This is a genomic window from Candidatus Rhabdochlamydia porcellionis (genome assembly GCF_015356815.2).
Lineage (GTDB): Bacteria > Chlamydiota > Chlamydiia > Chlamydiales > Rhabdochlamydiaceae > Rhabdochlamydia > Rhabdochlamydia porcellionis.
In genome coordinates, this window is the sequence record NZ_CP075585.1 from 839,125 (window position 1) to 863,641 (window position 24,517).

The window sequence follows — 24,517 nt, forward strand, 5'->3', positions numbered from 1 at the left end:
AATCTGTAGATCTTTTAAAACTTAATTAATTACAAGCTGTCGAGGCAAATGAAAATACACATCCTCTATTGTATAGATAACATCTTCGATCTCTTGGACTCCATAGTCTTGTAATTTCTTTATACATCTTTGCACAACATCTTCAGGAGTAGATGCACCAGCTGTCAGACCCAGTACCTTAACTCCTTGTAGCCACTTGGGATTGATTTCATGTTCTGTATTGATTAGATAAGAGGGCACATTGCGTAAATGGGCTACTTCACATAATCTATTGGAATTAGAACTTCTAGGATCTCCTACTACTAGAATAAGGTCTGAGCAATCCACAATACTACGCAAGGCCATCTGACGATTAGTTGTAGCGTAACAAATAGAAGAGCTAGGGAGTGTTTCAATATGAGGGTATTTAGTAATTAGTGCCTGTGTCACCTCTTTCACATCATCTAAGCTCAATGTGGTTTGTGTGGTATAAAATAAAGGTTCATGGGAAAAATATAAAGCCTCTACATCTGCTAGAGATTCGACAACAGTTGTCACTTCAGGAGCTTCTCCTGAAGTGCCTATAGTCTCCACGTGATCGCGGTGACCAATTAAGATAATCTGATAGCCTTTTTGCGCATATCTTTTTACAGCTGAGTGCACTTTTGTAACCAAACCACATGTAGCGTCGATTTCTATTAGATTCCTTTTTTTAGCCTGAGCGCGCACTTCAGGAGCAACTCCATGCGCAGAATAGATCAAATAAGAACCACAAGGCACTAGTTCTAAATCCTCAATAAACACAGCTCCTTGTTTTTCAAGACTCTTAATCACATGCTCATTGTGAACAATCTCATGTTTTACATAAATAGGAGCTCCCCACATTTTCAGTGCCTTTTCTACCGTTTCAATGGCTCGTACAACCCCTGCACAAAATCCTCGAGGTTTAGAAAGTAATAATTTCATGTTATCCTTATTCTTTTACAGATAAAGTTTCTAAATGAGTGCATTCTTTATCTACAATTGCTGTTACGCTTAAATCAGACCATACATTCAAACTGGTCTCTATCATATCTATAAAGGCATAAAAAGGTAAAATAAGGCCCATTGTGCTAAGAGGAACATCCATTCCTATTAAAAACATACTTGTTAGAAAGAAGCATCCCATAGGAATTCCTGCATTTCCAATTGCCGCAAACGTTGACAATACGACCCATATCCCTAAATCCAATAAACCAAAAGTATGTCCGTGAATAGTCGAGCAGAAAAGTACCGTGATTAAGATAAAAGCAGCGCATCCATTCATATTAATAATCGTACATAAAGGAAGAGAGAAATGTGCTACTTTAGGATGGATTCCAGCCTCTTTTTCCGCGCACTTTAAAGTAACTGGCAAAGTTGCATTAGAGGACTTAGAAAAAAAAGCAAGACTTAGAGCTGCAAGAGAGGCTTTTGCCAACTTTACAGGGGATATTCCTTTGCATTTTAACAATAGAGGCAAAATGATAAATCCTTGCACGAGATTAGCGCTAACAATGGTTAATAAATATAACCCTAAATGTTTAAAACTATTGGTATGATTAAAACCTTTAAACATGAGGGCTGTAAAGGCCCATGTTCCTAAAGGAATAAGATAAGCAATTCCTTCGGTAATCTTTAGAATGAGTTTAAAAAGCGAAGAGAAAACTTGATGCACAGAAATTCGGCTATCTTCGGGTAGATACGTAGCAGCAACACCCATAATAAATCCAATAAAAGCAGTGCCTATTACATTGTTCTCTAGAAAAACCTGTACAATGTTACTAGGTACAATTTTCCATAAAAAAGACAGGTAAGTGTCTGTAGGTGCTTTAGTGATCTGAGCCGTATCTGTTATGTTTATTTTAGCATTAGGTTGTATGATAAGAAAGAGTACAAGACCAACAGTTGCTGCTATAACTGTTGTAAGCAGCGTATATGTAAGTACTCTTTTACCAAGACTGCTTATTTCCAGCTGACTTTTCATCCCAGAAAGAGTAGAGATAATCGATAGAAAAATAATGGGAATACTCAATAACTTCAAAAAATTCATAAATAGAGCAGCTGTGATTTCTGCTCCTTTTAAAGGCAATTCTTGCCCAAATAGGCCTGTAATAACCCCCAGAAAAATGGCTCCCAATAAAAATAGTAAAGATTTTTTGTCTTGCATAATTTTTTTTCAGTAAAAGTACTAGATAAAGATAGTAAAAAGAAGTAGCTAATTTAGCAACAACAAGAAGTTTTTTTCATAATTTATGGATATCACTTAATGGTTTTTCTATCAATATCTATGAGCTTATAGCTCAATAAAGTAATGATTTAAGTTCTATGAAAAAAAACCTAATTTAATATAGTATTCTCTTGATCATTTGTCTATATCTAACTTTTTTTATTATAGGAAATCTTTCATGTGGAAAAACATGCTTTCAATTTCCAAATCTCCTTGGTTTTTTCATTCACCTAATTCAAAAAATCATGCAACTATAAACCCCCTTAATTGCATTAAAAAACTGATCCAAGAGCTTCCCTATTGTCAAAAAACAACACCATCTATTTCGAAAAGAAAAGTCGCAATAGAACCATGGTCTTCTTTGCTGTGGGAGAATTTGCTCTATCTGTTTTTTTTATTAAAAATAAAATTACTGCCACATCCTACAAGCAATATTTCTCAACTGAAAAATCTACTTACTCAAGAACAAGTTGAAAAAAAAATATTTATTGAATACGCCTCTAACGTGTTTGGTAAAAGAGTAATGCAAGCAATTCAAAAGGATATTGATTCTTTACCTGACTTTATTGAGAAGAAAGATCTTTGCCACGTATTTGCTATGATTGGACACGCCCTAACCACAAACGATTTAACAGACTTGCTAAAAAGAGTAAATACCGGAGAGGTTCCTTTAAAACTTTCTCGAAGTCTGTCTACAGATCTTAGTGAACTGTCTTCTGAAGACATGGAAAAATTAGTAGGTTTTTACCGCAATCCTTTAGAACACTTATTACCGAATGAAAAAAAAATATTGTGGGAAGAGATTGAAAAAAGCGGTATACCCATCAACAATAGAATTTTAGCTAATGAAGAATATGAATATCATATACGTAAGTTAGCTGGAAAATTAGAAAAAGAAGAAAAATATACAAAAGAAGATTTAAAGCTTCTTCCTTTTGCTATTTCTGAGCAATTAGCTAGAACTGCAGCCTATGCACAACCTGATACTATTCGTGAAAATATGATAATCCCCATCCTTATTTTTACCGAGCAACAAGATATTGTCTATTACCAACTTAATAACCATATTAACCAAAACGGCTTACACTGCTATTTGTTTACTCCTTTAAAGGGCGATTTTCCAGCACAACTGGTTTTTAGAGGGACAGATGATTCAGAAAGTTTCTCTAGAAATGTTTTAGATCCAAATGGCATTGGGAAAACCGTTTTTGATGAATGCAAAGACCAAATAGCTGCAATGATAGAAGCCTACTGTAAAACAGCCAAATGCCCTGCTTTAGACATCACAGGCCATTCATTAGGAGGCTTAGATGCACAACGCGCTACGATTCTTTGCTTAGAGAGATTTAATCAAGAAAATAACCATAACCCTATTTCTTGCTTATCCGATATTAATTGCTTTGCATTTTGTTCTCCTAAACTAGATCAGGCTACAATTAAATCATGGGAAGAGCAAATAAATATCCTCAAAAACCATCCTTCTCCTCCTCAAATCAGTCTTAACTTCTGCTACCACAAAAATGACTTATTAACTCAAGCAGGATTTAAAAATTTATATATCAAAGAACATTTAAGCTTTTTACATGGGAACTACTTACAAGTAACTTCTAACTCGGGAATTCTTGCTACCAATACACATCATAGAAAATCTTTTTTCAAGGGCGGTAAGTTTTATTCGAGCACAGATGACCGTAAATACATTCATTATAACAGTGCGGATTTTACTTATTTAAAAGAAAAAATGGATGCCCTGCAAAAGATCATGGGAAAAGAATCCGAGGTTAACCTCTCCAAAGAAGACTTAGAAATTCTTGAATCATCCAAGAAAAAACTAGTTACAATGAGAAAAAATCAAGAAGAAATACAATCTTATCAAGAAGGATATTCATCTGATTCTTCTTGGGGGATCTTTTTTGCTGACAAGCTGTTCATAACTCCTGGGCAGTGGCTTTTTCACTGGATGAAATCTCAAGAAAAACGATTATTTAATTCTTCTTGGAAAACTTCTTCTATTTATAAATTACTAATGGCCTCTAGAAAGCAGTTTTCTCACTGGGTGAAATCTCATTATATTAAAGTTTAATTTTATTCTCATAATATCTATTTAACTTTGCCTAGATCAATCATACGCTACCTAAAAGAAAAAATCAAAAATTATCAAATAGGAATATCTTCTAACAACTCTTGGTTATTCCATATTTTAGAAAAATTATTTATATTTCCTACTCAAGCAATAATCACCTGCTTTACTTAAGGAGTAGTCGCTACATCTGCTGCACAACGAAATCCATAAGTCCCATTCATAGTTCCTGGATTATTTCGATGCCTATGAGAACACCTAAGATCTTCTTTTAAACTCTTCCAACAGCCTCCACGTAGTACACGATATACTCCTTGTGGTGGTCCTTGAGGATGGTTTGGTTCTTGGATAGACAGATCGTAATACTGATAATCATACCAATCTTGACACCACTCATAGACATTTCCCGCCATATCATATAGTCCGTATTCATTAGGAGGATAGCTAAGCATAGCTGTAGTATCGGAACTGAAGAAGTTAGCCTGTGTTCGATCTATATCTTGTCCTGTTGGATAAAGGAAGTCTTCTTTTCCTCCATAAGAGGCAATTTCCCATTCAGCTTCGGTCGGAAGTCTTTTTCCTATCCATTTAGCATAAGCTATAGCTCCATACCAAGTAATGCCCACTACAGGATGTTTAGCATAACCTGATTCAATACTAAGCTTTCCTCCACTGCGTTTAATTCTAGATTCACGCAAACGGATGATATCATTATTTTGCCCATCTTTTTCTCCTCCCATTGCTTCTAAAAAACGGGCAAATTGCTCGTTTGTTACAGGATGAACATCTAAAGCAAAAGAATGCATATGGATTGAATGCCGAGGATGTTCATCGCGTGCACCTTGATTACTACCCCTCAAATAAACACCGGAGGGAATGATGACCATATCGGTTAAAAGAGGTTGAACAGCTTTTTCTGCTTGTGGTTTTGGTTTATAGGGAGAAACCGTCATTTCTGTTTGAAAAACAGCCCCGGGATCTGGTTCAAAAGAGGGCCTTGTGAGCTCTTGTGGATTTAAGATGGGCTTAGCATGACAGGCTGTAGTAAAGGAAACTTTAGTCCCCATAATGTATTTTTCTGCTTGTAATCTTTCTAAATGCGCTTCACAAGAGGAAAGAGCAGAAATATTGACCAGTTCGCTCATTTTTTCTTGAAGAGGCCCTAAACGCATTTCAGGCTCTGTTTGCAAGCAACTACAAATTAAAGCATCCCATTGCCATTTAAGATCAGAGATTTTTTGAGAAGGGAGTTCGAAAAAACCTTCAGGAAATTTACGCATCAAAAGATAATATAATAACACACCAAAAGCCCATACATCTGCTTTAGGCTGGCTTGTCCAATTAAATTGTCTTTTTTGCTCTGGAGCTAAAAAAGGAAATTGTTCAACAAAAGACCGGTGGACTTCTTTAGCACAGGCTTCATCCCAAGGTCCGGTTACATAATTTTTGCCATTTGCATCACAGCCTATTTCTAAACTGTAAAAAGAGCTCATTGCATAATAAATGCGGCTTAAAACAGCAAGCGGTCCAATGATATGTGATAAACCAAAATCTGTTACAATAGCCTCTGCTCCTTTAGAAGTGTAACGAACTAAAATATTGCTAAGTTTCAATGTTCCATGAGCAAGCGGTTTTTCTTGGGTATGCGCATAATCAAGAGCAGAACTCACTTGTTGAGCAAAACAAAGAATAGTTTCTTCTGGTAAATCAGGGAATTTTTGTAAAAATTGTGATAAATTTAAACTGGGTTGCTGATCTTCATCTAAAATTGCCTCTATAATAATTGCATAGCGCTTATCTAAAAATAATGCGTTATAAATTTTTGCAATATGAGAATGATTTAAATGAGCTAATTGAGCAATGTGTGTTTCAAATCGGGCAATAAAATTGGCATCAGAAGAGAGCTCTTCGGGTAAAATTTTTACAATGTACTGCTTTTGCAATAAACGATGTTCTGCAAGATAGGTCTGCCCTAATGCCCCTCGTCCCAAAGGTCTCAATAACTCATAATCCCCAAAGTGAGTCATTACCATAAATTGTCTCCCCTTAGATTTTAGTTTTTAAAGAACACCTAAAAATTTTGCTAGATACCATGCAATAACCAGTACAAATGCAGCAATACCGACCCATAGCAAATTAGGTAACCATTTAATTCCCCCACCCATACTACCACGTACTTCTAAAGTTCCAATACCATAAGAAAATTCATGCTTTTCTGCTGGCATATGAAACACTTGAGGATTTTGACGAATCATATGCTCAATGTCTACTCCTAGAAACTGAGCATATTGCTTCATAAATCCTAAAGCGTATACTCCAGAGATATATTGATCGATCTCCCCTTCCTCAATTGCCTCTAGATAACTAGAACGAATAGAAGTTGCATTCTCTGCTTCTTTCAATGATACATTCAATTCTTGGCGTTTAGCTTTAAAAAGCTCCCCTACGCCCTTAAGTTCGGCACTCATACCCCTCCTTTAAAATTTCAAGCACTATCAATGAATAATATTCCTATCTTAGGGAGCATCATAGCATTTTAATTGCAAATCTATCCTTGTTTTTTTTCAAAATCAATGTAAAATTACTATAATCTCATTATTTTTAGATTAAAATGACATTTCAAAAGCGCTCTTGTTTTGTAACAACCATGGATCTTAAGTTGAAAGATCAGCTACGTGAAGATCTCATTGATCAAGGATTTACCTTGACCACACCGGCTTATACGTTTTTTTCAGCAAAAAAAAAAGGAATTAGTTGCACTTTGTATACATCTGGAAAACTGATGATACAAGGAAAAGAAATGGATGGTTTCATTAGGTTTTACATTGAACCTCAAATCCTACAAACGCTTACTTATTCAAATCCAGAACCAACTGACACTTCAGAGAGAATCGGAGTAGACGAAGCTGGCAAAGGAGATTTTTTTGGTCCCTTATGTATTGCAGCAGTATACGCAGATAAGGAAAAAATCCAATCTCTATTAACCTTAGGAATACGAGATAGTAAAACACTTTCCGATCCTGCAGTGATTGCACTTGCTTCTAAAATCAAAACCGTATGCCCTCATACACTTATCATTCTCAAACCTAAAACCTACAACCAACTTTACGCTCGTTTTCAAAATCTTAATCGTCTATTAGCATGGGGACATGCAACTGCTATTGCAGAGCTTGTGCAAAAAACACATTGTAAACGAGTAATTATTGACCAGTTTGCTAATAAAACAGTTGTTTTAGATGCTATAAAGCAAAAAAAGCTCGATTTAGAATTGACGCAACGCCATCGAGCTGAAAGTGATTTAGTAGTAGCAGCTTCTTCCATTTTAGCACGAGCTGCTTTTTTACAAGGACTTTATGATTTACGCCTATTTTATAAAATTCAGCTCCCTAAAGGGGCCTCTCAAGAAGTTATTCGAATAGGAAAAGCCTTTTGTGCCAAGCATAGCAGCTCTTTATTGGAAGATATAGCTAAACTTCATTTTAAAACTCTACGGGAAATTTTAGCGCATTAATTCGAAAGAGTCGATAAAGGTCTTATAGCTTGCTTCGTCATAATATTGCGCTTCACATTCCATTGCCATTAGATAAAAACTATTTTTTACCATTAGGGCTCTTCCTTTAAAATACATCCCTTCTTTACAAATAAACAAATCTAGTACGGTATGGCCATTTACTAAAGAGAGCTCATGAGTAAGACCTGGATTATGCTTAAGAAGACCTTCTACAAATCCTTCTAAGTTTTTGTTCGCATAGGTTTGATCCACAAAATCTGGATATTGGGCAATTAACAATAAAAATGTGGTTTTTTGATCTATTGCAGAAATATAAGCATCGTATTTTAAATCAAATCCTATTTCAGGAAGGCGTAATTTTTCTGATAAATGATCTGGGTATTTAGGAAATTTCATACAACATTCACCATTGATAGAACGAAACTCCTGCCAATGATTCTTTATCTTACTTACTTCTTTGCTAAGAACTGCTTCTTTAGCATCAAGAGAAAATGATGTAAGCGCTAAGTTTAAAACACAGCAAAAGCATCCTGCTTGTACGATGGAATATAGTTTTCTCATAGTCTAATCTCCTAATATATTTTAAGTCTTTGTAATAAACCAGCTGATCACTCCGCTTATCAATATAGATAAAATTGCCACTGCTATAATAGGAATGATAATATTTAATAATCCTTTCCAAATAGAAAACCCTTGAACTTCCCTAAGACCCTGTATTAGAATGATAAAGGACCAAATAGCTGCAGTCCATTGCCCTAACATGACTAGTAGAAATAAACCTGTTTTATTTGCCAATGTGAGCTCTATAGGAAAATCTGAATAGAAAGCTTGTTCTTTAAATACGCCAATCAAAAGAAGCCATACCAATATGTTGATTACTACTGGTAAATTCGACCAGGCAACAACACATCTAACTTGTTTAAAAGGAGCATTCCCTCCTATAAGACGTCCACACCACTGTAAAATATAAGCAGTAATGGTAATAGATATTAAACCAAACACTATACCCAACAACAAAGAGCTAAGCAATATAGCCCATAAAGGATAGAGAGTGATTAAGGAGAACATCTTAGAAAAACTTAAAGCTATCGTAATCCCATAAATCCAAGAAAGCCTCTTAAACCCATAGCTTGGATCCTTAGTTACAAGGGCTTGAATGGTTGCTCTGGGTTTAGTCCAAATATCGCGCCAAGGATACATATTTTTCCTCTTTATTTATCTTTATAATAAATTCAAAAATATAACTAATCAATAACAAACTATGCATGATTTAATTTAGTTAATAACCCATTGCAAAACAATATAATAAAAAAGCCGTTATTTTTGTAAATAACAGCTTTTATAAATCACCTATTTTTAAAGATTATTTTTTTTAATTAATTAAGGAGTTTATCTTCTTCTAGAAGTCTTAAATCTTCTTCTATACTACTATAATCCTCATCTTCGTCATCAAATTCGATTACAATATCTGAACTATCTTGATCGGAACAAGCAAAGGAACCCATAAATAAAGCACAAATTAGTCCTAAGTGAAGTATCATATTATCCCCTAAAAGATGTTTGAAAAACTCATCTTTACAAATTAATTGCTGATTTTCAATAGAAAAAAGGATGGATTTTTTTTAAAATTTTTTAATTTCTTAATAGATGCTTTACATGACCCAATTCAACGCTTCTTGTAAATCAGGGTAACGAAAAGAGTACCCCGTTTCCAGAAGCTTTTGTGGATAGACCTGAGCACTAGTTAATAACATCTCTTTTCCCATATCTCCCAAAGCTAAAGAAATAAGAGCAGAAGGGAGATGAAAGAAGTGAGGTCTGTGTAGTTTATCTGCTAAAATAGCGGAAAACTCTTTTTGTTTTACAGGATAGGGAGCCACTAGGTTAACGGCTTTTTTTAATGATTCTGTCATTAAAAGATGATACAAAGCACTCACCGTATCATCAATCCCAATCCAACTTAAATACTGGTTACCAGATCCGATCTTCCCGCCTAAACCTAAGCGATAGAGCGGTAAAATCTGGCAGAGCATACCACCTTTTGCTCCTAATACAATGCCAAATCTAGCGTATACAACACGGCAGCCGCGTTGTTCGATTGCTTCTAAGGCCATCTCCCACTGTTGGCAAAGAGAAGAAAGAAACCCTTCTCCTACAGGAAAGATTTCGGTAACGCTTTCTTTACAATCCCCATAAAAACCAATGGCAGAAGCGGAAATAACGGTTTTAGGAGGAGAATATAAACGAGATAATACTTGAGATAGTAACCAAGTATCACGGCATCTACTATTGAATAGCTTTTTGCGGTATTTCTTTGTCCATCTATGAGCAATAGGAGCTCCTGCCAAATGAAAAACCGCATCAAAACCTTCAAATTCTTGTTTAGAGAATTGCCCTTCTATAGGATCCCAATAGACAGTATCAGAGCTCATTTCTTGTTTATGGCGCACTAGCCTCATAACATCATGACCTGCTAGGCGTAAAAAATTAGTAAGTTGAGAGCCTATAAATCCATTGGCTCCACTTACTAAAATCTTCAAAGGGACGCTTGAGTATTTGTAGATGAATTCAAGATCTTCTTTCATGATTTTTTGATGCCATTTTAAAAATCGTACAAATTGCTTAGCTATAAGGCTTTCTAAAAGAGAAATAGAGTCAAATCCTATCTTATCACTCAAAATGCAGGATTGAGAATCAATGGGATTAAAGCGGTAAATATGTAAATAGCGCTTGAAAGGGCCCTTTATTTGTTTATCTCTAAATTCTTGATTAAGCTTGAAATTTTTATGTTCTAAAATCCATCTAAAGAAAAACGGTCCTATATAAATTTTTAATCCTACCTGCATTTTATTACAGGGTGAAGGATCGAATAAAAAATCGGTTTTTACCCAAGGTGGCAACAGCCTTTTTAAGGCTTCAGGGCGTAATGCCCAAGCAAAAGCAAAATCACAAGGCACTTCAACTGATAACTTAACTTTTATATCCATGCTTACTCCATCGATGATAAACCTGTAGTGCTCTTTTGCGTGCGAGATCATGCTCTACTATGGGGTAGGGATAGTTTTTTCCCAAATAAACACCCGCTTCTTCTAACACAGACTTAGGACTTAAATGTGGGGTGTGAATCCATGAATTAGACAACTTTCTCAATTCAGGAACAAATTGACGTACATATTCTGCTTTTGGATCAAATTTTTTTCCCTGGATAAATGGATTAAATATACGAAAATAAGGGGCTGCATCCGCACCACATCCTGCACACCATTGCCAACCTAAGGTATTGTTTGCAAGATCTGCATCCACTAAAGTATCCCAAAACCATTTTGCTCCTTCTTGCCAAGGAACATTTAAGTCTTTAATCAAAAAAGAAGCAACGATCATACGAACTCGATTGTGCATCCAACCTAGTTGCCATAATTGCCGCATGCCAGCATCGACAATAGGGATTCCTGTCAGGCCTTTTTGCCAAATCCTAAGCCATTTTGCATTGCTTTTCCAAGGAAAATGGGTGAATTCTGCTTTTAGAGGTTTCGAAGGAGTATGAGGAAAAGCAATTAAAAGATGATAAGCAAATTCTCGCCATCCTATTTCTCTAAGAAAAACCTCTGCATGAGTACTCTTTAACAAATCTTCGAAAATTCTTTTTACAGAGATCTCACCAAAATGCAAATGAGGAGAAAGCATGGATGTTCCCATTTCTGCAGGAAAATCACGTCCACGAGTATATTGATGTATCTTACCCCTCAAGAAATGCTTCCATTTTCTTAAAGCGTTATCTTCTCCTGGCTGCCAAAGAAAAGAAAAATCTTTAGCCCAAGGAATATGCGGTAATAAATTTAATGTATGTAAAGATACATGTTTAGAATAGGAAACTAATCGTAATTTTTTTGTAATTTTACCCTCTGGCTTACCTACCTCTTGTTTTAAGCAACATCGCCAAAAAGGAGTGAATACTTGATAGGGATTTCCTTGCTTAGTAGTAATTTGGCCAGGTGTAAATAATAGATTCGCATGAAATCTTTTTGCTATGCAATTCTTTGCAGAAGCTAGCTTGATCAGTTTTTTTTCACGTATTAACGCACTTGGCTCATAACAGCAATTCCAAACTATATGTTTTGCATCTGCCTTATCTATAATCTTTTGCAATGCATGCAAAGTTGTACCTTGAAAAAAAAATAAATCAAGATCCAGAGCTCTTAAATTTTTTTGCAAAGATTGCAGAGAATAATGTAGCCACCAACGAGAGCTTGAACCCATTGACCAGTTTTTATCCTCTTCTGGATCAAATATATATATGGGCAAGACAGGGAGCTGTAGTTGAGAAGCATATTTTAAGGCAGGATTATCTTGAATTCGCAGATCGCGTTGAAACCAAATAACTGTTGTCATAAATACAAAGATAAAAAAGCGTAAGAATTCTTAAAAACCATCCTTACGCCTCATATAAACTACATTTTACAACTACCGCCCTTATCTTTTGAGCAGCAGCAGCACATATGCCTCCAGTGAGGAATCCAGCGCAAACTCCAAAGACCAGCTAGACCTATTAGTGCGTAAACTAAGCGACTTAAGCCAGCCATTTGGCTTCCAAATAACCAAGCGACAAAATCAAACTGAAAAAAGCCTATTAAGCCCCAGTTTAAAGCTCCAATTACAATTAAAAGAAAAGCGAGAGTATTTAAAAACTTCATTTGTTCCTCCTTAATACTCCATGCATGCCCGTTTCAAGGCAACATGTCCCGTTAGCATCATCTTAGAAACTTTTTATTCATTTGTCATCTTTTTTTTTTAAATAGGTGTTTTTAACCGACATCCTACTCTTTTTAATAGACCGCACAGCATTTCTCTCCGGAAAGAATCAGCTTTTTCCAAATTATGATGAATCATAGATAAGCATGGGTCTTTTTGATCTAATAAACCCGGTAAATATTCAAAATGAACACCGCTTAATAGCGCTTTTCCCTGTCCACGGTTAATTTCGACAATTGCAGGTGGGGTTTGAGGTAAATCAAGATAACAGGATAATATTTTTATTTCTGAAGAGTTAGAGCTAAAAAAACACCCTCCATTAAAATAAACATACAAAGAATGACTGCGCCAATTAATTAGAGCATTACAAGCTCCTTTAGAAGAGTTATACGTATATTTTCCTACTCCATAAGCTGGACCTTTAGCAATTCCAGGAAAAAAACACAAAGAACGCTCGTCCAAAATTTCCAAGCTTGTTCCTTTTTCAAATTCAATTCTTTCACATGCAAAATAAGCTCCTGCGCAAATTCCCAAATAATTGCCTTCTTCCTCTACATAAGAGCGAATTTTATCGGTTCCCTTTCCAGCTAAGGCGCTTTGATAAAAGACATCCCTACCTCCAGGCATAATAAATAGCTGCGTATCCTTTTCCCAATTTTCTTCTATAACAGATCTAGCATCTAGCCTTTTTATTTTCATCTCAGGACTAAGCTCTTGTTTTAAGCTATGAACCAAATGCTTCAAAGAAACCCCATCTACTCCTTTATCTGTGTAAATTACAACCTGGTTTTTCATAGAGAACCTCCTTTATTTCTACCTAAGCTCCTCTCATAAAAGAGTATACTCTGAAGACTATGTAGAAAATACCTTTCTTTATGTTTAACTATGTACAGAATACCTATTTTAAAGCATATCATTTCAAATGAAAGAAAAAGAAATTATTCAATATACTATTAAAAATTCTTCTCTTGGATTAATTTTAATAGCAACAAGCACACAGGGTCTTTGCGCAGTTCTTTTAGGAGACAATTTCCAAGATCTTAAGATCGATCTTCAACATCTTCTTCCCATTGCCCTATTGAATGAATACAAAGAAATGGCTGAAGCATCCCAAATTTTGGATTTGATTAAAGACCCTTCAAGACAATTTAATATTCCTCTCGATGAGAGAGGAACCGCTTTTCAAAAATATGTTTGGAGAAAACTGCGTGAGATACCTGTAGGATCAATTATGAGCTACACCGATATTGCAAAAAAAATACATGCACCTAAATCCTTTCGAGCAGTAGCTAGAGCTTGTGCAGCAAATACATTAGCTATCATCACTCCTTGCTATCGTGTTGTACGAAAAAATGGCATGCTATCTGATCACCGATGGGGTATACAGAGGAAAAAAATTTTATTACAACGCGAAAGTGCCTATTTTCACAATCGCATAGGAAAATCCACCTCTAATCTAGAAGATCTATCTGAATTTAACCTTACTCCTAGGTATAAACCGTATACATTAACTTAAAATATTTTTAAAAAAAATACTTTTACTTATTTTGATTAACCAATCAAAAGAAGTAAATCAACATTATTTTTCCCTTTACAGACAAAGAAAGAAAAATTATAGTAGCCATTCGTATTCAGCTCTTTTAAGGAATTTAAATGACAAAGTTTGATGAAGAAGATCTTGAAAAGCTTAATAAACTTTCTCGTCTTGGTGAAGCAACACATGAGGAAAAAAAAGCCATATCTAAGCATTTAAAAAAAGTGTTAGGTTATATGGAATTGCTTTCTGAAATTGACACAACGGATATCCCTACTTGTTATCAAGTGGGAGAAATCCAAAATAGTGTCACAAGAGATGACATAGCCATGAACACCTTATCTAGAGAGCAGTTTTTAGAAAATGCTCCTTCCTATGTAGGCGGTATGATTCGTGTGCCTACAGTAATTAATTTTTCTAACTAAAGAGTTTTTGTACATGTATCGACTATCCGCCCGTGCTATTCGTGAGGAATTTTGCAAAAAAAAGATATCCGCTAAACAAATTGCGGAAAAGACGTTAGAGCGAATTTCCCTGCATGATGAAAAAATTGGTGCTTTTCTATCTGTAATGGAAGAGCGGGTAATGCTAAAAGCTGCTGAATTAGATCGCAAAAGAGGTTCAGGCAAGCCACTAGGCGCTTTAGCAGGTGTACCTGTTTCTATTAAAGACAACATTCATATTCAAGGAGAAAAAACAACCTGCGCTTCTAAGTTTTTAGAAAACTATAAAGCGGTTTTTGATGCAACTGTAGTTAGACTTTTAGAAGAAGCAGATGCATTAATCATTGGTAAAACCAATCTTGATGAATTTGCCATGGGATCTTCTACAGAAAATTCTGCTTATCAATTAACTAAAAACCCTTGGGATCTTAAATGTACACCAGGTGGATCATCTGGAGGATCTGCCGCATCTGTAGCAGCGCGTTTTTGCCCTATTTCTCTAGGAACAGATACAGGCGGATCTATCAGACAACCAGCTGCTTTTTGTGGAATTGTAGGATTTAAGCCTACGTACGGAAAAGTCTCTCGTTATGGTTTGGTAGCCTTTGCTTCTTCTCTAGATCAGATTGGTCCTTTGACCTACGATGTAAAAGATGCCGCTTTATGCATGCAGGTGATTTCAAAACACTGCTCTTATGACTCCACCAGCATTAAATCCCCTTCAGAAGACTATTTAAAAAAACTGGATCAACCCATTCACGGTCAAACAATTGGCATTCCCTATAGTTGTTTAAGTGAATTAGATCCTGGGTCTAAGGAACATTTTTTAGAAGCCGTAGAGGTTTTTAAAAAATTAGGCGTAACCATTGTAGATGTAGATTTAAATCTGCTAAAATATGCAATTGCTGTCTACTACATTCTAGCTACAGCAGAAGCCTCTACAAACCTTGCGCGTTTTGATGGCATTCGTTATGGCAAACGAGCAGAGGAAGCAAAAACCCTCGAAGAGATTTATATACTCTCTAGGCAAGAAGGCTTTGGAGCAGAAGTAAAAAAACGCATTTTACTAGGTACTTATGTTCTCTCTTCTGGTTATCAAGAGGCATATTGTAAAAAAGCACAAAAAGTACGCACTTTGTTAATCCAAATGTTTCAGAAAGCCTTTGCTAAATGCAGCATAATTGCTATGCCAACATCTCCTTTAACAAGCTTTCCTTTAGGCAAGTTTCAAGATCCTGTACAGCTTTATCTACAAGATGTTTTCACTGTATCTGCAAATCTAGCAGGACTGCCAGCAATTAGTGTACCTAATGGATTTAGTAAGGAAAACCTCCCTTACGGCCTGCAGCTCATTGGGCCTTATATGCATGATACAGAAGTCCTGCGTTTTGGATATGCTTTTGAAAGCGCCACTTCCTTTACAAACATAGTTCCCCCTTTATTTGACAACAAGGTACGAAAATGAGCGAGATCTGCTATGAAGATTGGCAACCCGTAATTGGTTTAGAAATTCACGCACAACTCAATACCAAATCTAAGCTTTTCAGCCCTGCGGCTAACCATTTTGGAGATGAGCCTAATACAAATATTAGCACTGTCTGTACAGGTCAGCCGGGCGCTTTACCTGTTTTGAATAAAGAAGCTGTACATAAAGCTGTTCTTTTTGGTTGTGCAGTGGGATCTGAGGTTTCTTTGAGTAGTCAATTTGATCGTAAATCCTATTTTTATCCCGATAGCCCTCGTAATTTTCAAATCACACAGTTCTATAAACCCATTCTAGTCGGTGGTACTGTAGTAGCTAATGTAGGAGGTGTATTAAAACATTTTTCTATTAATCGAAGCCATTTGGAAGATGATGCGGGTACTTTAAAGCATTTTAGCACATTTACAGGTGTTGATTACAATAGAGCAGGAGTAGCATTGATAGAAATTGTCTCAGAGCCTTGTATGCATGCCCCTAAAGAAGCAGTGGCCTATTCTATGGCTATTAAAGCTATTTTAGAATATCTAGACGTCTCTGATTGTAATATGGATGAAGGTTCTTTTCGCATTGATTGTAACATTTCTGTCAGAAAGAAAGAAGAACAGATCTTGCGTACAAAAATTGAGATCAAAAATCTCAACTCTTTTAACAATATGGAAATGGCGCTTGAATCAGAGATTCGCAGACAGATCCGTGAATATACCCTACATCCACAAAAAGACTTTTATGAAGTAATATCTCAAGGGACCTATCGTTTTGATCCAGAGAAGAAAGAAACCGTTTTAATGCGTGAAAAAGAAGATGCTGATGATTATCGTTATTTTCCAGAACCAGATCTTCCTCCCATTTTACTCAAAGAAGAAGAAATTAAAGAAATTAAAGCTAATTTACCAGAATTGCCGTATCAAAGATACAATCGTTATTTACAAGAATTAGAACTTCCTGAGTCTGCTGCAGCTTTTTTAATTAACGATAAAAAGCTCGCTGATTATTTTGAAGAAGCACTTAAAATCTGCTTTAGCCCTAAAAACATATGTAATTGGATGATCATAGAGTTTGCTGGGCGCTTTAAAGATACAGGAAGCAGTCTCATTTGCTCAGGAATTGGACCTAGCGATGTAGGTAAGCTTGTCAAAATGATTGAATCAAATGTTATTACCGGAAAGATTGCTAAGAGCGTTGCTGACGATATGTGTAAAGATCCTGGGACAGATCCTGAAAAAATCGTAAAACAAAATCCTGACTATCAACCCCTACAAGATATTTCAAGCATTACGCTTTTAGTGGATAAGGTTTTAGAGAATAACCCACAATCCATTTCTGATTTTCATGCTGGAAAAGCAAGAGCCTTTGATTTCTTAGTTGGACAAGTCATGAAGTTATGTAAAGGTAAAGCATCTCCTACTATAGTAAATGAAATTTTGACTAAAAAGCTAAAGCGTCCTTAATAAATTGGAGTATTCACTATTTGTGAAAGGACATAAGCTTTTTTATAGAGGCTCTAGAACTTTATCCTCTTGTAAAGAAGGACCTGGATTTTATGTTGATTGCTGTAAAAAATCATCCTTTTCTCATATATAGTGCTGATTCTGATTTAATGAAAAACCTAGAATTTTTATCAAGAGCTATAGAAGTTTGCCCTATTTTCATTTAGGCATAGCTCAAATAAGGCCCGAAGTTTTTTAAAAGCTCTTGCAATATTTAAGCTAGAAATTGACTACCGAAGGCTCTTGCAAGATGTGTTTCTTTAAATCTTTTATTTGTTCTTTAGATAAATTGGTAGCTTGAGCAACCAGATCAGCTCCACAGCCTGCCTGCAATAGGCGTTTTGCTGTTTGCATTTTTTCTTTTTTTAATGCCTATAGTTTCACCTTCAGCCTTAGCATCATAACTTTCCTGTGCCCTAGCAGCCTTATTATCCATATGAATACGCTTCAATTCTTCATAAGTAGCAAGCTCATTCTCACTCCAATTAAACTGATCGAGTGCAGTATATGCTCTATGAATAATGGTATCACTGCCCATAATCCTCTTCAATTCTTCCTCGGTGGTTTCATGAGCATGCCTGAAAAAGTAACACCATTTTTCTTCTATGGAAGAGAGTTCTTCTTTGCTTTTATGGAATTTAGGCAGTTCAATAAAGGTAAAGTAGAAGTCTTTAAGATCGTGCTCATAGGTTACTTTATCGAGTATGACATGATCTGATTTGTAATGGGATTTGTTGGGAAAAATGATGCAATCAGCAATAGCTATGAAGATAATTTCTTTGAAATCGTGGTACTCATCTCCAATGTTTGCTTGATTGCCATACACCTGAGAGGCGTAATATTGCGCGCGCTTTTCAAATCCTCTAGATTTTGTCACTTGCATCTCAATAATGTATTTGACTCCCTTTTTGTCTTTGCATAAAACATCGACAATGCTCTGTTTTTTGACAGCGATTTTAGGGTCTAGAATGGGGGATAAAAACTCGATATCTACAATGCTTTGATCTTCAGAAAAACCGAGGATGTCATTTAAGAAATGAAGCAGAATGTCTTTGTTTTTTTCTGTACCGAATATTTTCTTAAAGGCTATATCGTTTTTTGGGTCTAAATATTTGAAAAGAGCCATATTTAATCCTTAAAATCTGTTACCAGTTCTTTATTGTATAATAAGCTGGCTTTAGCAATCCAGAAATTTACAATCACACAGCGATTGCATTTTAGCTTATCTTATTATAGCAAGATCAAGTTGGTAAATGAAATTTTGACCAAAAAGCTAAAGTAACTATACTGCGGATAAAAGCATAAGAGATTTTATTCTCTATTTTTTATCAGTCATGAGTTGGCAAATATTGCTGCAAAGTTTTTTTGTGTTATGCGCATGCACGGGTTGTTACTTTAACCGTGCTGTAATAGATCCGTATAGCTATGCCTGTTTTACACCTCCTTGTCGCGAAGTCAACCCCTGCATCTTAGAGCAATACCCTGCTGAGCTTTTAGAAAAAAAAGAACCTTACGGACTTGCTGAACTAATCGCCATCGCTTTAAAGAACAATCCTCAAACAAGATCTAGCTGGGCAAAAGCACTTGCTTCTGCAGCAGTTTATGGTCAAAAACAAAGCGTTTTTTTTCCTAATATAACTGGCTCTTTTCAAGCCATACGCGCAAGACAACCGGAAATTGAGGCAACTTCGATAATAACCCCTCAGTCCATTTTTGGAACAACACAATCCCCTGAGGCTCTTCAATCAGGAAGAGGTGCTACTGATATTTATTTTGGCACTTGGGGTCCTATGCTCTCTTTATCTTATTTATTATTTGATTTCGGCACACAGAAAGCAAATGCAGAAGCAGCTCGTTATTCATTAGAACAAGCACAATTTCAATATAATGATAGTATTCAATCTTTGTTAAAAACCGTGATTACAGATTTTTATAGTTATTTATATCAAAAAGAACTACTACAAGCAAACGCAGCAAATGTGCTTAATGCAGAGTTTACTCTAGATGCTACAGAACAAGGCCTTCATTCAGGTGTACGTCCTTTATCTGATTTTCTACAAGCAAAGACACAATTACTTTCTCAGAAAACAAACTGGGCTGCACAAAAGCAAGAGCTTGAACTAGCTTTTGCAACTTTACTAAATGATATAGGCCTTCCTTCTTACATGTCTTTGCAAACACAAGAATTGCCTAAAGAACTACCCAAAAATGACCTTATATTGCCTCTAGAAACCTTAATCAGCATTGGTATACAAAATAGAGCTGATCTATTGTCCGCCGAAAGCGCTCTTCGTTCTCAAGAACAAATGGTCAAAATGACCAAGCGACAAGTTTTACCTCAATTAAATTATCAGTTTGAAATAGGTAAAACCTACTTTTCTTTTGATGGCAATGTCGCTCATGATAAATACAATTTTATTAGTACATTTAACGTAAGTATGCCTATTTTTTCTGGTTTTTACTACCGCAATGCGATTAAACAAGCTGAGTCTAATGTAGTAGTCGCAGAAGAAACACTTAAAAGTCTGCAATTAAATGCTATGAAAGAAATTACCGTTGCTCATTCTAATATTCACACCGTCTTTGAAACACTCAATTGGGCTGCAGAATTTTTATCTGCTGCAGAAGAACAGTACGCGGTTGCTTTAAGCGGTTATCAACAAGGTACTCAAACCATTCTTGATCTTATATCTGCTCAAACATCTCTTGTCGATGCAAGAGCTCAAAAAGCACAAGCTATGCAAGACTGGTACCTTGCTTTAGCCAACTTAAGCTATGCCACAGGTTTGATTTCCCCAAACACCATCTACTCTTTAGGAGATCTTTTCGAATGAACTGGATGAAACTTCTTCTTCTTTGCTCTTTATTATATAGCTGTCAAAAAAAGCCTCAAGTGGTTAAACCACATGAAGTAGTTGCAACACGTGCTCTTAAACAATCCGTGCAAATATATAAAGATTATGTGGGAACAATTACCGCCAAATCTAGTATTCAGATTCATGCTCAAGTCTCTGGTATTCTGGTTGGACAATATTTTATGGAAGGACAGTTTGTACAAAAAGGAGATTTATTGCTTGTTATTGATCCAAGACCCTATCAAGCTTCACTAGACAAAGCAAAAGCAGAGTATTTTCAGACATTCACGCAGTTTAAGTTAGCAGAAGATACGCTGCAAAGATATGCAAAGCTAGCAGAACAAGATTATATCTCTCAGCTTAATTATGACCAACACATGGCTAACTTCTTAGAGCAAAAAGCAGTGGTAGGACAATCTGTTGCAGATTTAGAAAATGCTAAAATCAATTTAAAATATTGCTATATTCACTCTCCTATTGATGCTATTACAGGCAAGTTACAATTTAAACCCGGTAATTACATTGATACTAATCAAGATACTACGCTTACTCTGCTAAATCAGATAGATCCCATTTTAGTAGACTTTTCCGTTCCTGAAAGCGATTTGTTTTCTATTCAAAAATGCTCTCAAAAATCCTTTTTGAAGTTATACATCTTTCCTACTTTAGAGCACACTACGTGCTTTGAAGGACAATTAACACTCATTGACAATCAAATTAATACGGCAACAGGAGCTGCCTTATTAGAAGGAACACTTGATAATCACGATCATTTGCTATGGCCTGGGCATTTTGTAGATGTAAGGCTTGTATTAGAGGAAAAAGAGTCTCTCATTCTTCCTTCTCAAGCAATAGGCGTTGGGCAAAACGGACATTATGTATATACCATCAATAAGAACATGGAAGTAGAAATCACACCGGTTATCATCGGTCAACGCTATGAAAATGGAACCACCGGTATCGAATCAGGAATTAGCACTAATGACATCGTTGTTGCACAAGGACTTCTTGATCTTTATCCCGGTAAAAAGGTCAATATACAAATGTGGTCAAATAACAAAGAGGCATTGTGAATTTCTCCTCTTTATTCATCAAACGCCCTGTAATGACAACTCTTGTCATGCTGACAATAGCTTTTTTTGGAGTTTTATCTTATTTTAAACTCCCTGTCAGTGACCTACCTGATATCGACTTTCCTACTATCACAGTAACGGTAGACTATCCTGGAGCAAATCCGGAAACCATTTCTAATAATGTAGTGGTTCCCTTAGAACAGCAATTTACTACTATCGAAGCAATCTCTTCGATTTCTTCTACTAGCTATACAGGAAATGCTACGATTGTTCTGCAATTTGATTTAGATCGAAATATAGATCTTGCTGCAGCTGATGTACAAGCAGCTATTAATGCAGCAAGCTCTCAACTGCCTAAAGATCTACCCTACGCTCCCATTTATACAAAAACCAATCCTACTGCTACTTCTCTTTTATTTTTTATCGTTACCTCTCCTGTTTTAACCAGAGGGGAATTGTACAATTATAGCTACACGTTTCTTTCTCAAAGATTAAGTATAATAGAAGGAGTATCACAGGTATTAATCTATGGATCTCCACAAGCGGTTCGCCTTAGAGTTGATCCACAGAAACTAGCAGCTAGAAAACTTGATTTAAATGATGTAGCTAATGCTGTTGTAACAGCAAATGTACAAATACCCGTCGGCACTTTATTTAGCCCTACACAAGAGTTCACCCTTAATGTCGATGGGCAATTAGATAAAGCAACCCTCTACGATCCTATTATCATTAAAGCTCAAGACGGATCCATTGTGCGCTTTTGCGATATTGGCAAAGCTATAGATAGTGTTCTTAACGACAAGCTTTCCGTACAATTTTTTGAAAAAGGATATACAGCTCCATCTGTTGGCCTTGCCATCCGCAAAAGACCGGGAGCTAATACCTTATCGGTTATTCAGAAAGTCAATCAAATTCTACCTAGCCTATCTACACAATTACCTAGCTCTTTGCGTTTGGTAAGAGTTTTTGATCAATCAGAGTACATACTTGAATCAGTTCATGAAGTACAGATGACTTTATTGATAGCCATTGCACTAGTTGCTATCGTGATTTTCTTCTACTTAGGCAATCTAAGAGATACGCTTATTCCTCTGATCGTGATTCCTTTATCGATTTTAGGTGCTTTTATTATCATTTTAAAGCTAGGCTTTACCCTTAACATTTTATCTCTACTTGGTATTACACTAGCAGTTGGCTATCTAGTAGATGATGCTGTTGTTGTATTAGAAAATATCACACGCCACGTTGAAATGGGAGAACCTGTCATAGATGCTACCTTAAAAGGAGCTAAAGAGATTTTTTTTACCATTCTATCAATGACTCTTTGTTTATGTGTAGTCTTTATTCCCATTATTTTCATGCAAGGAATTATCGGACGGATATTGTATGAATTTGCAATGACCATTGTTATTACCGTCTTCATTTCAGGAATTCTTTCTTTAACTTTAACCCCTCTTCTATGCAGTAAATTAATTCGCAAAGCAAATCAGGAAAAAAAAACAAATTTTGCAACCTATCACCGCAGAATGCTTCTTCTCTATGAAAAATCTCTGAACTGGGCTTTAAACCATCCTAAAATCATTTTAGGGCTAGGAGTATTAAGCCTGGGCTTATCGACAATTTTAATGATCAAACTTCCCAAAGACTTTTTACCATCAGATGATATTGGCCTTATTCAAGGATACCTACAAACAGTAGATGGGACTTCTCCTTTAGCTGTTTCTGAATCTAACAATCAATTAGCTGACATCTTATCACAAGACGAAAATATCGCTTCTGTCGTATCGGTTGGAGGTTACCCACAAGATAATGAAGGTTTTTTATATATTCGTTTAAAGCCCTTAAAAGAACGCCTTTCTCTTAAACCTCTACTAACACACATGTACTCTTTAGTGCATAAAATACCGGGAACAAATGTCTTTTTAAAACCACAGCCACTAATTAACTTGGAAGTAGGAACGACATCTAGTAAATCTGACTATCAATATACCATGCAAAGTCTATCAGAAGAAGAACTCTACAAATACGCGCCTATCATGCAAAAAAAACTTGCAGAACTTCCTTTTTTAAGTCATGTAAATAGCGATTTAGATATTACCCAACCCAGATGTCAAGTTCATATTTTACGTGACAGGGCATCTTTCTATCAGATCAGTGCATTACAAGTGGAGCAAGCTCTTAATTTAGCTTATGCTACAAGTAATCTCTCTCCTATCAATACTTCAAGCTACCAATACTATGCCATCATGGAAACCTTTCCGAAGTTCTATCGCGATCCCAGCTCTTTATCCCAACTGTGGTTGCGCTCTGCATTAGGAAAAATGGTACCCCTAACAGCTATTACCAACATAAAAGAGAGCACAGGCCCATTAACGGTAAATCATCTTAATGCATCCCCTTCTGCTACTATTTCCTTTAATTTAGTCGATACAGCGTTAAGTAGCGCTTTGGATAAAATTCATGCAATCGCAAAACAAACTCTTCCTAATACTGTTAAAGGAACTGTGCAAGGAAGCGCTAGTGTGTTTAAAACCTCTTTTGCTAACTTGCAATCTCTACTTTTAATCACCTTTTTTCTCATTTATATTATCCTAGGGATTCTCTATGAAAATTTCTTTTCACCTGTTACGGTAATGTCTACCCTAGCTCCTGCTGCAGTTGGAGGACTTTTAAGTCTTATTTTATTCCATCAAAGCTTTTCTCTTTATGCTTTTGTTGGTGTGATCATGTTATTTGGAATTGTTCTAAAAAATGGCATCATTTTAATTGATTTTGCTAACCAAGCTCTTTTAAAAAAGACAGCCCATGAAGCCATTTTTGAAGCATGCTTAACCAGATTCCGCCCTATCCTTATGACAACTTTTGCCGCAATGATGGGCGCTGTACCTATTGCGGTGGGTATAGGTGGGACCATTGCTAAAACCCGCCAACCTCTAGGGATTGTCATAGTAGGAGGCTTGCTCTTTTCTCAGGTAGTTACCCTATACCTAACCCCTGTGGTTTATCTCTATATAAAAAAATTAGAAGAAAAATTCTCTCTATGCTCTAAAAACCTTCCTTCTTAAAGGAAAAACG

21 protein-coding genes and 1 pseudogene are annotated in these 24,517 nt (G+C 36.0%); 10 read left to right on the top strand and 12 right to left on the bottom strand.

The features are described 5' to 3' along the window. Positions 1-21 precede the first annotated feature (21 nt). Together ispH and RHAB15C_RS03855 are read right to left on the bottom strand one after the other, a co-directional pair. Positions 22-945 carry a 4-hydroxy-3-methylbut-2-enyl diphosphate reductase gene (gene ispH / locus RHAB15C_RS03850; protein WP_194845446.1) on the bottom strand — a complete coding sequence of 308 codons (924 nt, stop codon included), beginning with the start codon at positions 943-945 and terminating at the stop codon, positions 22-24. 7 nt (positions 946-952) lie between these two features. Beyond that, positions 953-2,167, bottom strand: a complete 1,215-nt coding sequence (locus RHAB15C_RS03855; RefSeq protein ID WP_194845445.1) for a dicarboxylate/amino acid:cation symporter — start codon at positions 2,165-2,167, stop codon at positions 953-955. A 238-nt stretch (positions 2,168-2,405) separates the two neighbouring features. Between RHAB15C_RS03855 and RHAB15C_RS03860 the strand changes: the two genes are divergently transcribed. Beyond that, positions 2,406-4,310 (top strand): hypothetical protein, encoded by a 1,905-nt coding sequence (locus tag RHAB15C_RS03860; RefSeq protein ID WP_194845444.1) that lies wholly within the window; start codon positions 2,406-2,408, stop codon positions 4,308-4,310. 167 nt (positions 4,311-4,477) lie between these two features. Here RHAB15C_RS03860 and RHAB15C_RS03865 read toward each other — a convergent pair whose 3' ends face one another. Together RHAB15C_RS03865 and RHAB15C_RS03870 are read right to left on the bottom strand one after the other, a co-directional pair. Then, complete coding sequence (locus RHAB15C_RS03865; protein WP_194845443.1) at positions 4,478-6,340, bottom strand: bifunctional serine/threonine-protein kinase/formylglycine-generating enzyme family protein; 1,863 nt, start codon at positions 6,338-6,340, stop codon at positions 4,478-4,480. 27 nt (positions 6,341-6,367) lie between these two features. Continuing rightward, on the bottom strand, positions 6,368-6,775 hold the full coding sequence (locus RHAB15C_RS03870) for a helix-turn-helix domain-containing protein (protein WP_194845442.1): 408 nt from the start codon (positions 6,773-6,775) through the stop codon (positions 6,368-6,370). 143 nt (positions 6,776-6,918) lie between these two features. On the opposite strand from RHAB15C_RS03870, the gene rnhC reads away from it, so the two are divergent. Beyond that, positions 6,919-7,818 carry a ribonuclease HIII gene (gene rnhC / locus RHAB15C_RS03875; protein WP_194845441.1) on the top strand — a complete coding sequence of 300 codons (900 nt, stop codon included), beginning with the start codon at positions 6,919-6,921 and terminating at the stop codon, positions 7,816-7,818. On the opposite strand, the gene RHAB15C_RS03880 is transcribed toward rnhC, so the two are convergent. From RHAB15C_RS03880 to RHAB15C_RS03910, 7 genes are all read right to left on the bottom strand, one after another. Then, the gene (locus RHAB15C_RS03880) at positions 7,807-8,379 is read right to left on the bottom strand and encodes a hypothetical protein (protein WP_194845440.1); all 573 of its coding nucleotides are present in this window, start codon (positions 8,377-8,379) and stop codon (positions 7,807-7,809) included. The genes rnhC and RHAB15C_RS03880 overlap by 12 nt on opposite strands. A 21-nt stretch (positions 8,380-8,400) precedes the next feature. Beyond that, positions 8,401-9,018, bottom strand: coding sequence for a Yip1 family protein (locus tag RHAB15C_RS03885; RefSeq protein ID WP_194845439.1), 618 nt, complete (start codon positions 9,016-9,018; stop codon positions 8,401-8,403). A 176-nt stretch (positions 9,019-9,194) separates the two neighbouring features. Next, entirely contained in the window at positions 9,195-9,359 is a 165-nt protein-coding gene (locus RHAB15C_RS03890) for a hypothetical protein (protein ID WP_194845438.1), read from the bottom strand. Between the two features lie 111 nt (positions 9,360-9,470). Continuing rightward, complete coding sequence (locus RHAB15C_RS03895; protein WP_194845437.1) at positions 9,471-10,805, bottom strand: TIGR01777 family oxidoreductase; 1,335 nt, start codon at positions 10,803-10,805, stop codon at positions 9,471-9,473. Next, positions 10,789-12,207, bottom strand: a complete 1,419-nt coding sequence (locus RHAB15C_RS03900; RefSeq protein WP_194845436.1) for a cryptochrome/photolyase family protein — start codon at positions 12,205-12,207, stop codon at positions 10,789-10,791. Before RHAB15C_RS03900 ends, RHAB15C_RS03895 begins: the two co-directional genes overlap by 17 nt. Positions 12,208-12,266: 59 nt before the next feature. Beyond that, the gene (locus RHAB15C_RS03905) at positions 12,267-12,509 is read right to left on the bottom strand and encodes a DUF378 domain-containing protein (protein ID WP_194845435.1); all 243 of its coding nucleotides are present in this window, start codon (positions 12,507-12,509) and stop codon (positions 12,267-12,269) included. Positions 12,510-12,606: 97 nt separating this feature from the next. Then, complete coding sequence (locus RHAB15C_RS03910; RefSeq protein WP_194845434.1) at positions 12,607-13,362, bottom strand: BPL-N domain-containing protein; 756 nt, start codon at positions 13,360-13,362, stop codon at positions 12,607-12,609. Positions 13,363-13,489: 127 nt separating this feature from the next. Here RHAB15C_RS03910 and RHAB15C_RS03915 point away from each other — a divergent pair, with 127 nt between their 5' ends. From RHAB15C_RS03915 to RHAB15C_RS07445, 5 genes are all read left to right on the top strand, one after another. Further along, positions 13,490-14,083: a methylated-DNA--[protein]-cysteine S-methyltransferase gene (locus RHAB15C_RS03915; RefSeq protein WP_194845433.1), complete on the top strand. Its 594-nt coding sequence runs from the start codon at positions 13,490-13,492 to the stop codon at positions 14,081-14,083. A 137-nt stretch (positions 14,084-14,220) separates the two neighbouring features. Beyond that, complete coding sequence (gatC, locus tag RHAB15C_RS03920) at positions 14,221-14,526, top strand: Asp-tRNA(Asn)/Glu-tRNA(Gln) amidotransferase subunit GatC (protein ID WP_194845432.1); 306 nt, start codon at positions 14,221-14,223, stop codon at positions 14,524-14,526. A 13-nt stretch (positions 14,527-14,539) separates the two neighbouring features. Continuing rightward, on the top strand, positions 14,540-16,009 hold the full coding sequence (gatA, locus tag RHAB15C_RS03925) for an Asp-tRNA(Asn)/Glu-tRNA(Gln) amidotransferase subunit GatA (RefSeq protein ID WP_194845431.1): 1,470 nt from the start codon (positions 14,540-14,542) through the stop codon (positions 16,007-16,009). After that, positions 16,006-17,475, top strand: a complete 1,470-nt coding sequence (gatB, locus tag RHAB15C_RS03930; RefSeq protein ID WP_194845430.1) for an Asp-tRNA(Asn)/Glu-tRNA(Gln) amidotransferase subunit GatB — start codon at positions 16,006-16,008, stop codon at positions 17,473-17,475. Before gatA ends, gatB begins: the two co-directional genes overlap by 4 nt. Positions 17,476-17,567: 92 nt before the next feature. Further along, positions 17,568-17,681, top strand: a complete 114-nt coding sequence (locus RHAB15C_RS07445; RefSeq protein WP_194845429.1) for a DUF4116 domain-containing protein — start codon at positions 17,568-17,570, stop codon at positions 17,679-17,681. Positions 17,682-17,733: 52 nt separating this feature from the next. Here the strand turns inward: RHAB15C_RS07445 and RHAB15C_RS03940 are convergent. Continuing rightward, positions 17,734-18,640, bottom strand: a pseudogene (locus RHAB15C_RS03940) (Rpn family recombination-promoting nuclease/putative transposase). Between the two features lie 223 nt (positions 18,641-18,863). Here RHAB15C_RS03940 and RHAB15C_RS03945 point away from each other — a divergent pair. Genes RHAB15C_RS03945 through RHAB15C_RS03955 form a run of 3 tightly spaced genes read left to right on the top strand, consistent with a single transcriptional unit; the run spans position 18,864 to position 24,507 of the window. Then, positions 18,864-20,348: a TolC family protein gene (locus RHAB15C_RS03945; protein WP_220716026.1), complete on the top strand. Its 1,485-nt coding sequence runs from the start codon at positions 18,864-18,866 to the stop codon at positions 20,346-20,348. Then, positions 20,345-21,442, top strand: coding sequence for an efflux RND transporter periplasmic adaptor subunit (locus RHAB15C_RS03950; protein ID WP_194845427.1), 1,098 nt, complete (start codon positions 20,345-20,347; stop codon positions 21,440-21,442). The genes RHAB15C_RS03945 and RHAB15C_RS03950 overlap by 4 nt, the downstream gene beginning before the upstream one ends. Beyond that, positions 21,439-24,507 (top strand): efflux RND transporter permease subunit, encoded by a 3,069-nt coding sequence (locus RHAB15C_RS03955; RefSeq protein ID WP_194845426.1) that lies wholly within the window; start codon positions 21,439-21,441, stop codon positions 24,505-24,507. The genes RHAB15C_RS03950 and RHAB15C_RS03955 overlap by 4 nt, the downstream gene beginning before the upstream one ends. Positions 24,508-24,517: the final 10 nt, after the last annotated feature.

Coding starts and splice junctions, on each gene's coding strand:
- RHAB15C_RS03855 (WP_194845445.1), bottom strand. CDS start 2,167: ATGCAAGACAAAAAATCTTTACTATTTTTATTGGGAGCCATTTTTCTG.
- RHAB15C_RS03880 (WP_194845440.1), bottom strand. CDS start 8,379: ATGAGAAAACTATATTCCATCGTACAAGCAGGATGCTTTTGCTGTGTT.
- RHAB15C_RS03915 (WP_194845433.1), top strand. CDS start 13,490: ATGAAAGAAAAAGAAATTATTCAATATACTATTAAAAATTCTTCTCTT.
- gatA (WP_194845431.1), top strand. CDS start 14,540: ATGTATCGACTATCCGCCCGTGCTATTCGTGAGGAATTTTGCAAAAAA.
- RHAB15C_RS03860 (WP_194845444.1), top strand. CDS start 2,406: ATGTGGAAAAACATGCTTTCAATTTCCAAATCTCCTTGGTTTTTTCAT.
- RHAB15C_RS03950 (WP_194845427.1), top strand. CDS start 20,345: ATGAACTGGATGAAACTTCTTCTTCTTTGCTCTTTATTATATAGCTGT.
- RHAB15C_RS03870 (WP_194845442.1), bottom strand. CDS start 6,775: ATGAGTGCCGAACTTAAGGGCGTAGGGGAGCTTTTTAAAGCTAAACGC.
- gatB (WP_194845430.1), top strand. CDS start 16,006: ATGAGCGAGATCTGCTATGAAGATTGGCAACCCGTAATTGGTTTAGAA.
- RHAB15C_RS03895 (WP_194845437.1), bottom strand. CDS start 10,805: ATGGATATAAAAGTTAAGTTATCAGTTGAAGTGCCTTGTGATTTTGCT.
- gatC (WP_194845432.1), top strand. CDS start 14,221: ATGACAAAGTTTGATGAAGAAGATCTTGAAAAGCTTAATAAACTTTCT.
- RHAB15C_RS03865 (WP_194845443.1), bottom strand. CDS start 6,340: ATGGTAATGACTCACTTTGGGGATTATGAGTTATTGAGACCTTTGGGA.
- rnhC (WP_194845441.1), top strand. CDS start 6,919: ATGACATTTCAAAAGCGCTCTTGTTTTGTAACAACCATGGATCTTAAG.
- RHAB15C_RS07445 (WP_194845429.1), top strand. CDS start 17,568: ATGTTGATTGCTGTAAAAAATCATCCTTTTCTCATATATAGTGCTGAT.
- RHAB15C_RS03905 (WP_194845435.1), bottom strand. CDS start 12,509: ATGAAGTTTTTAAATACTCTCGCTTTTCTTTTAATTGTAATTGGAGCT.
- RHAB15C_RS03890 (WP_194845438.1), bottom strand. CDS start 9,359: ATGATACTTCACTTAGGACTAATTTGTGCTTTATTTATGGGTTCCTTT.
- RHAB15C_RS03900 (WP_194845436.1), bottom strand. CDS start 12,207: ATGACAACAGTTATTTGGTTTCAACGCGATCTGCGAATTCAAGATAAT.
- RHAB15C_RS03885 (WP_194845439.1), bottom strand. CDS start 9,018: ATGTATCCTTGGCGCGATATTTGGACTAAACCCAGAGCAACCATTCAA.
- ispH (WP_194845446.1), bottom strand. CDS start 945: ATGAAATTATTACTTTCTAAACCTCGAGGATTTTGTGCAGGGGTTGTA.
- RHAB15C_RS03910 (WP_194845434.1), bottom strand. CDS start 13,362: ATGAAAAACCAGGTTGTAATTTACACAGATAAAGGAGTAGATGGGGTT.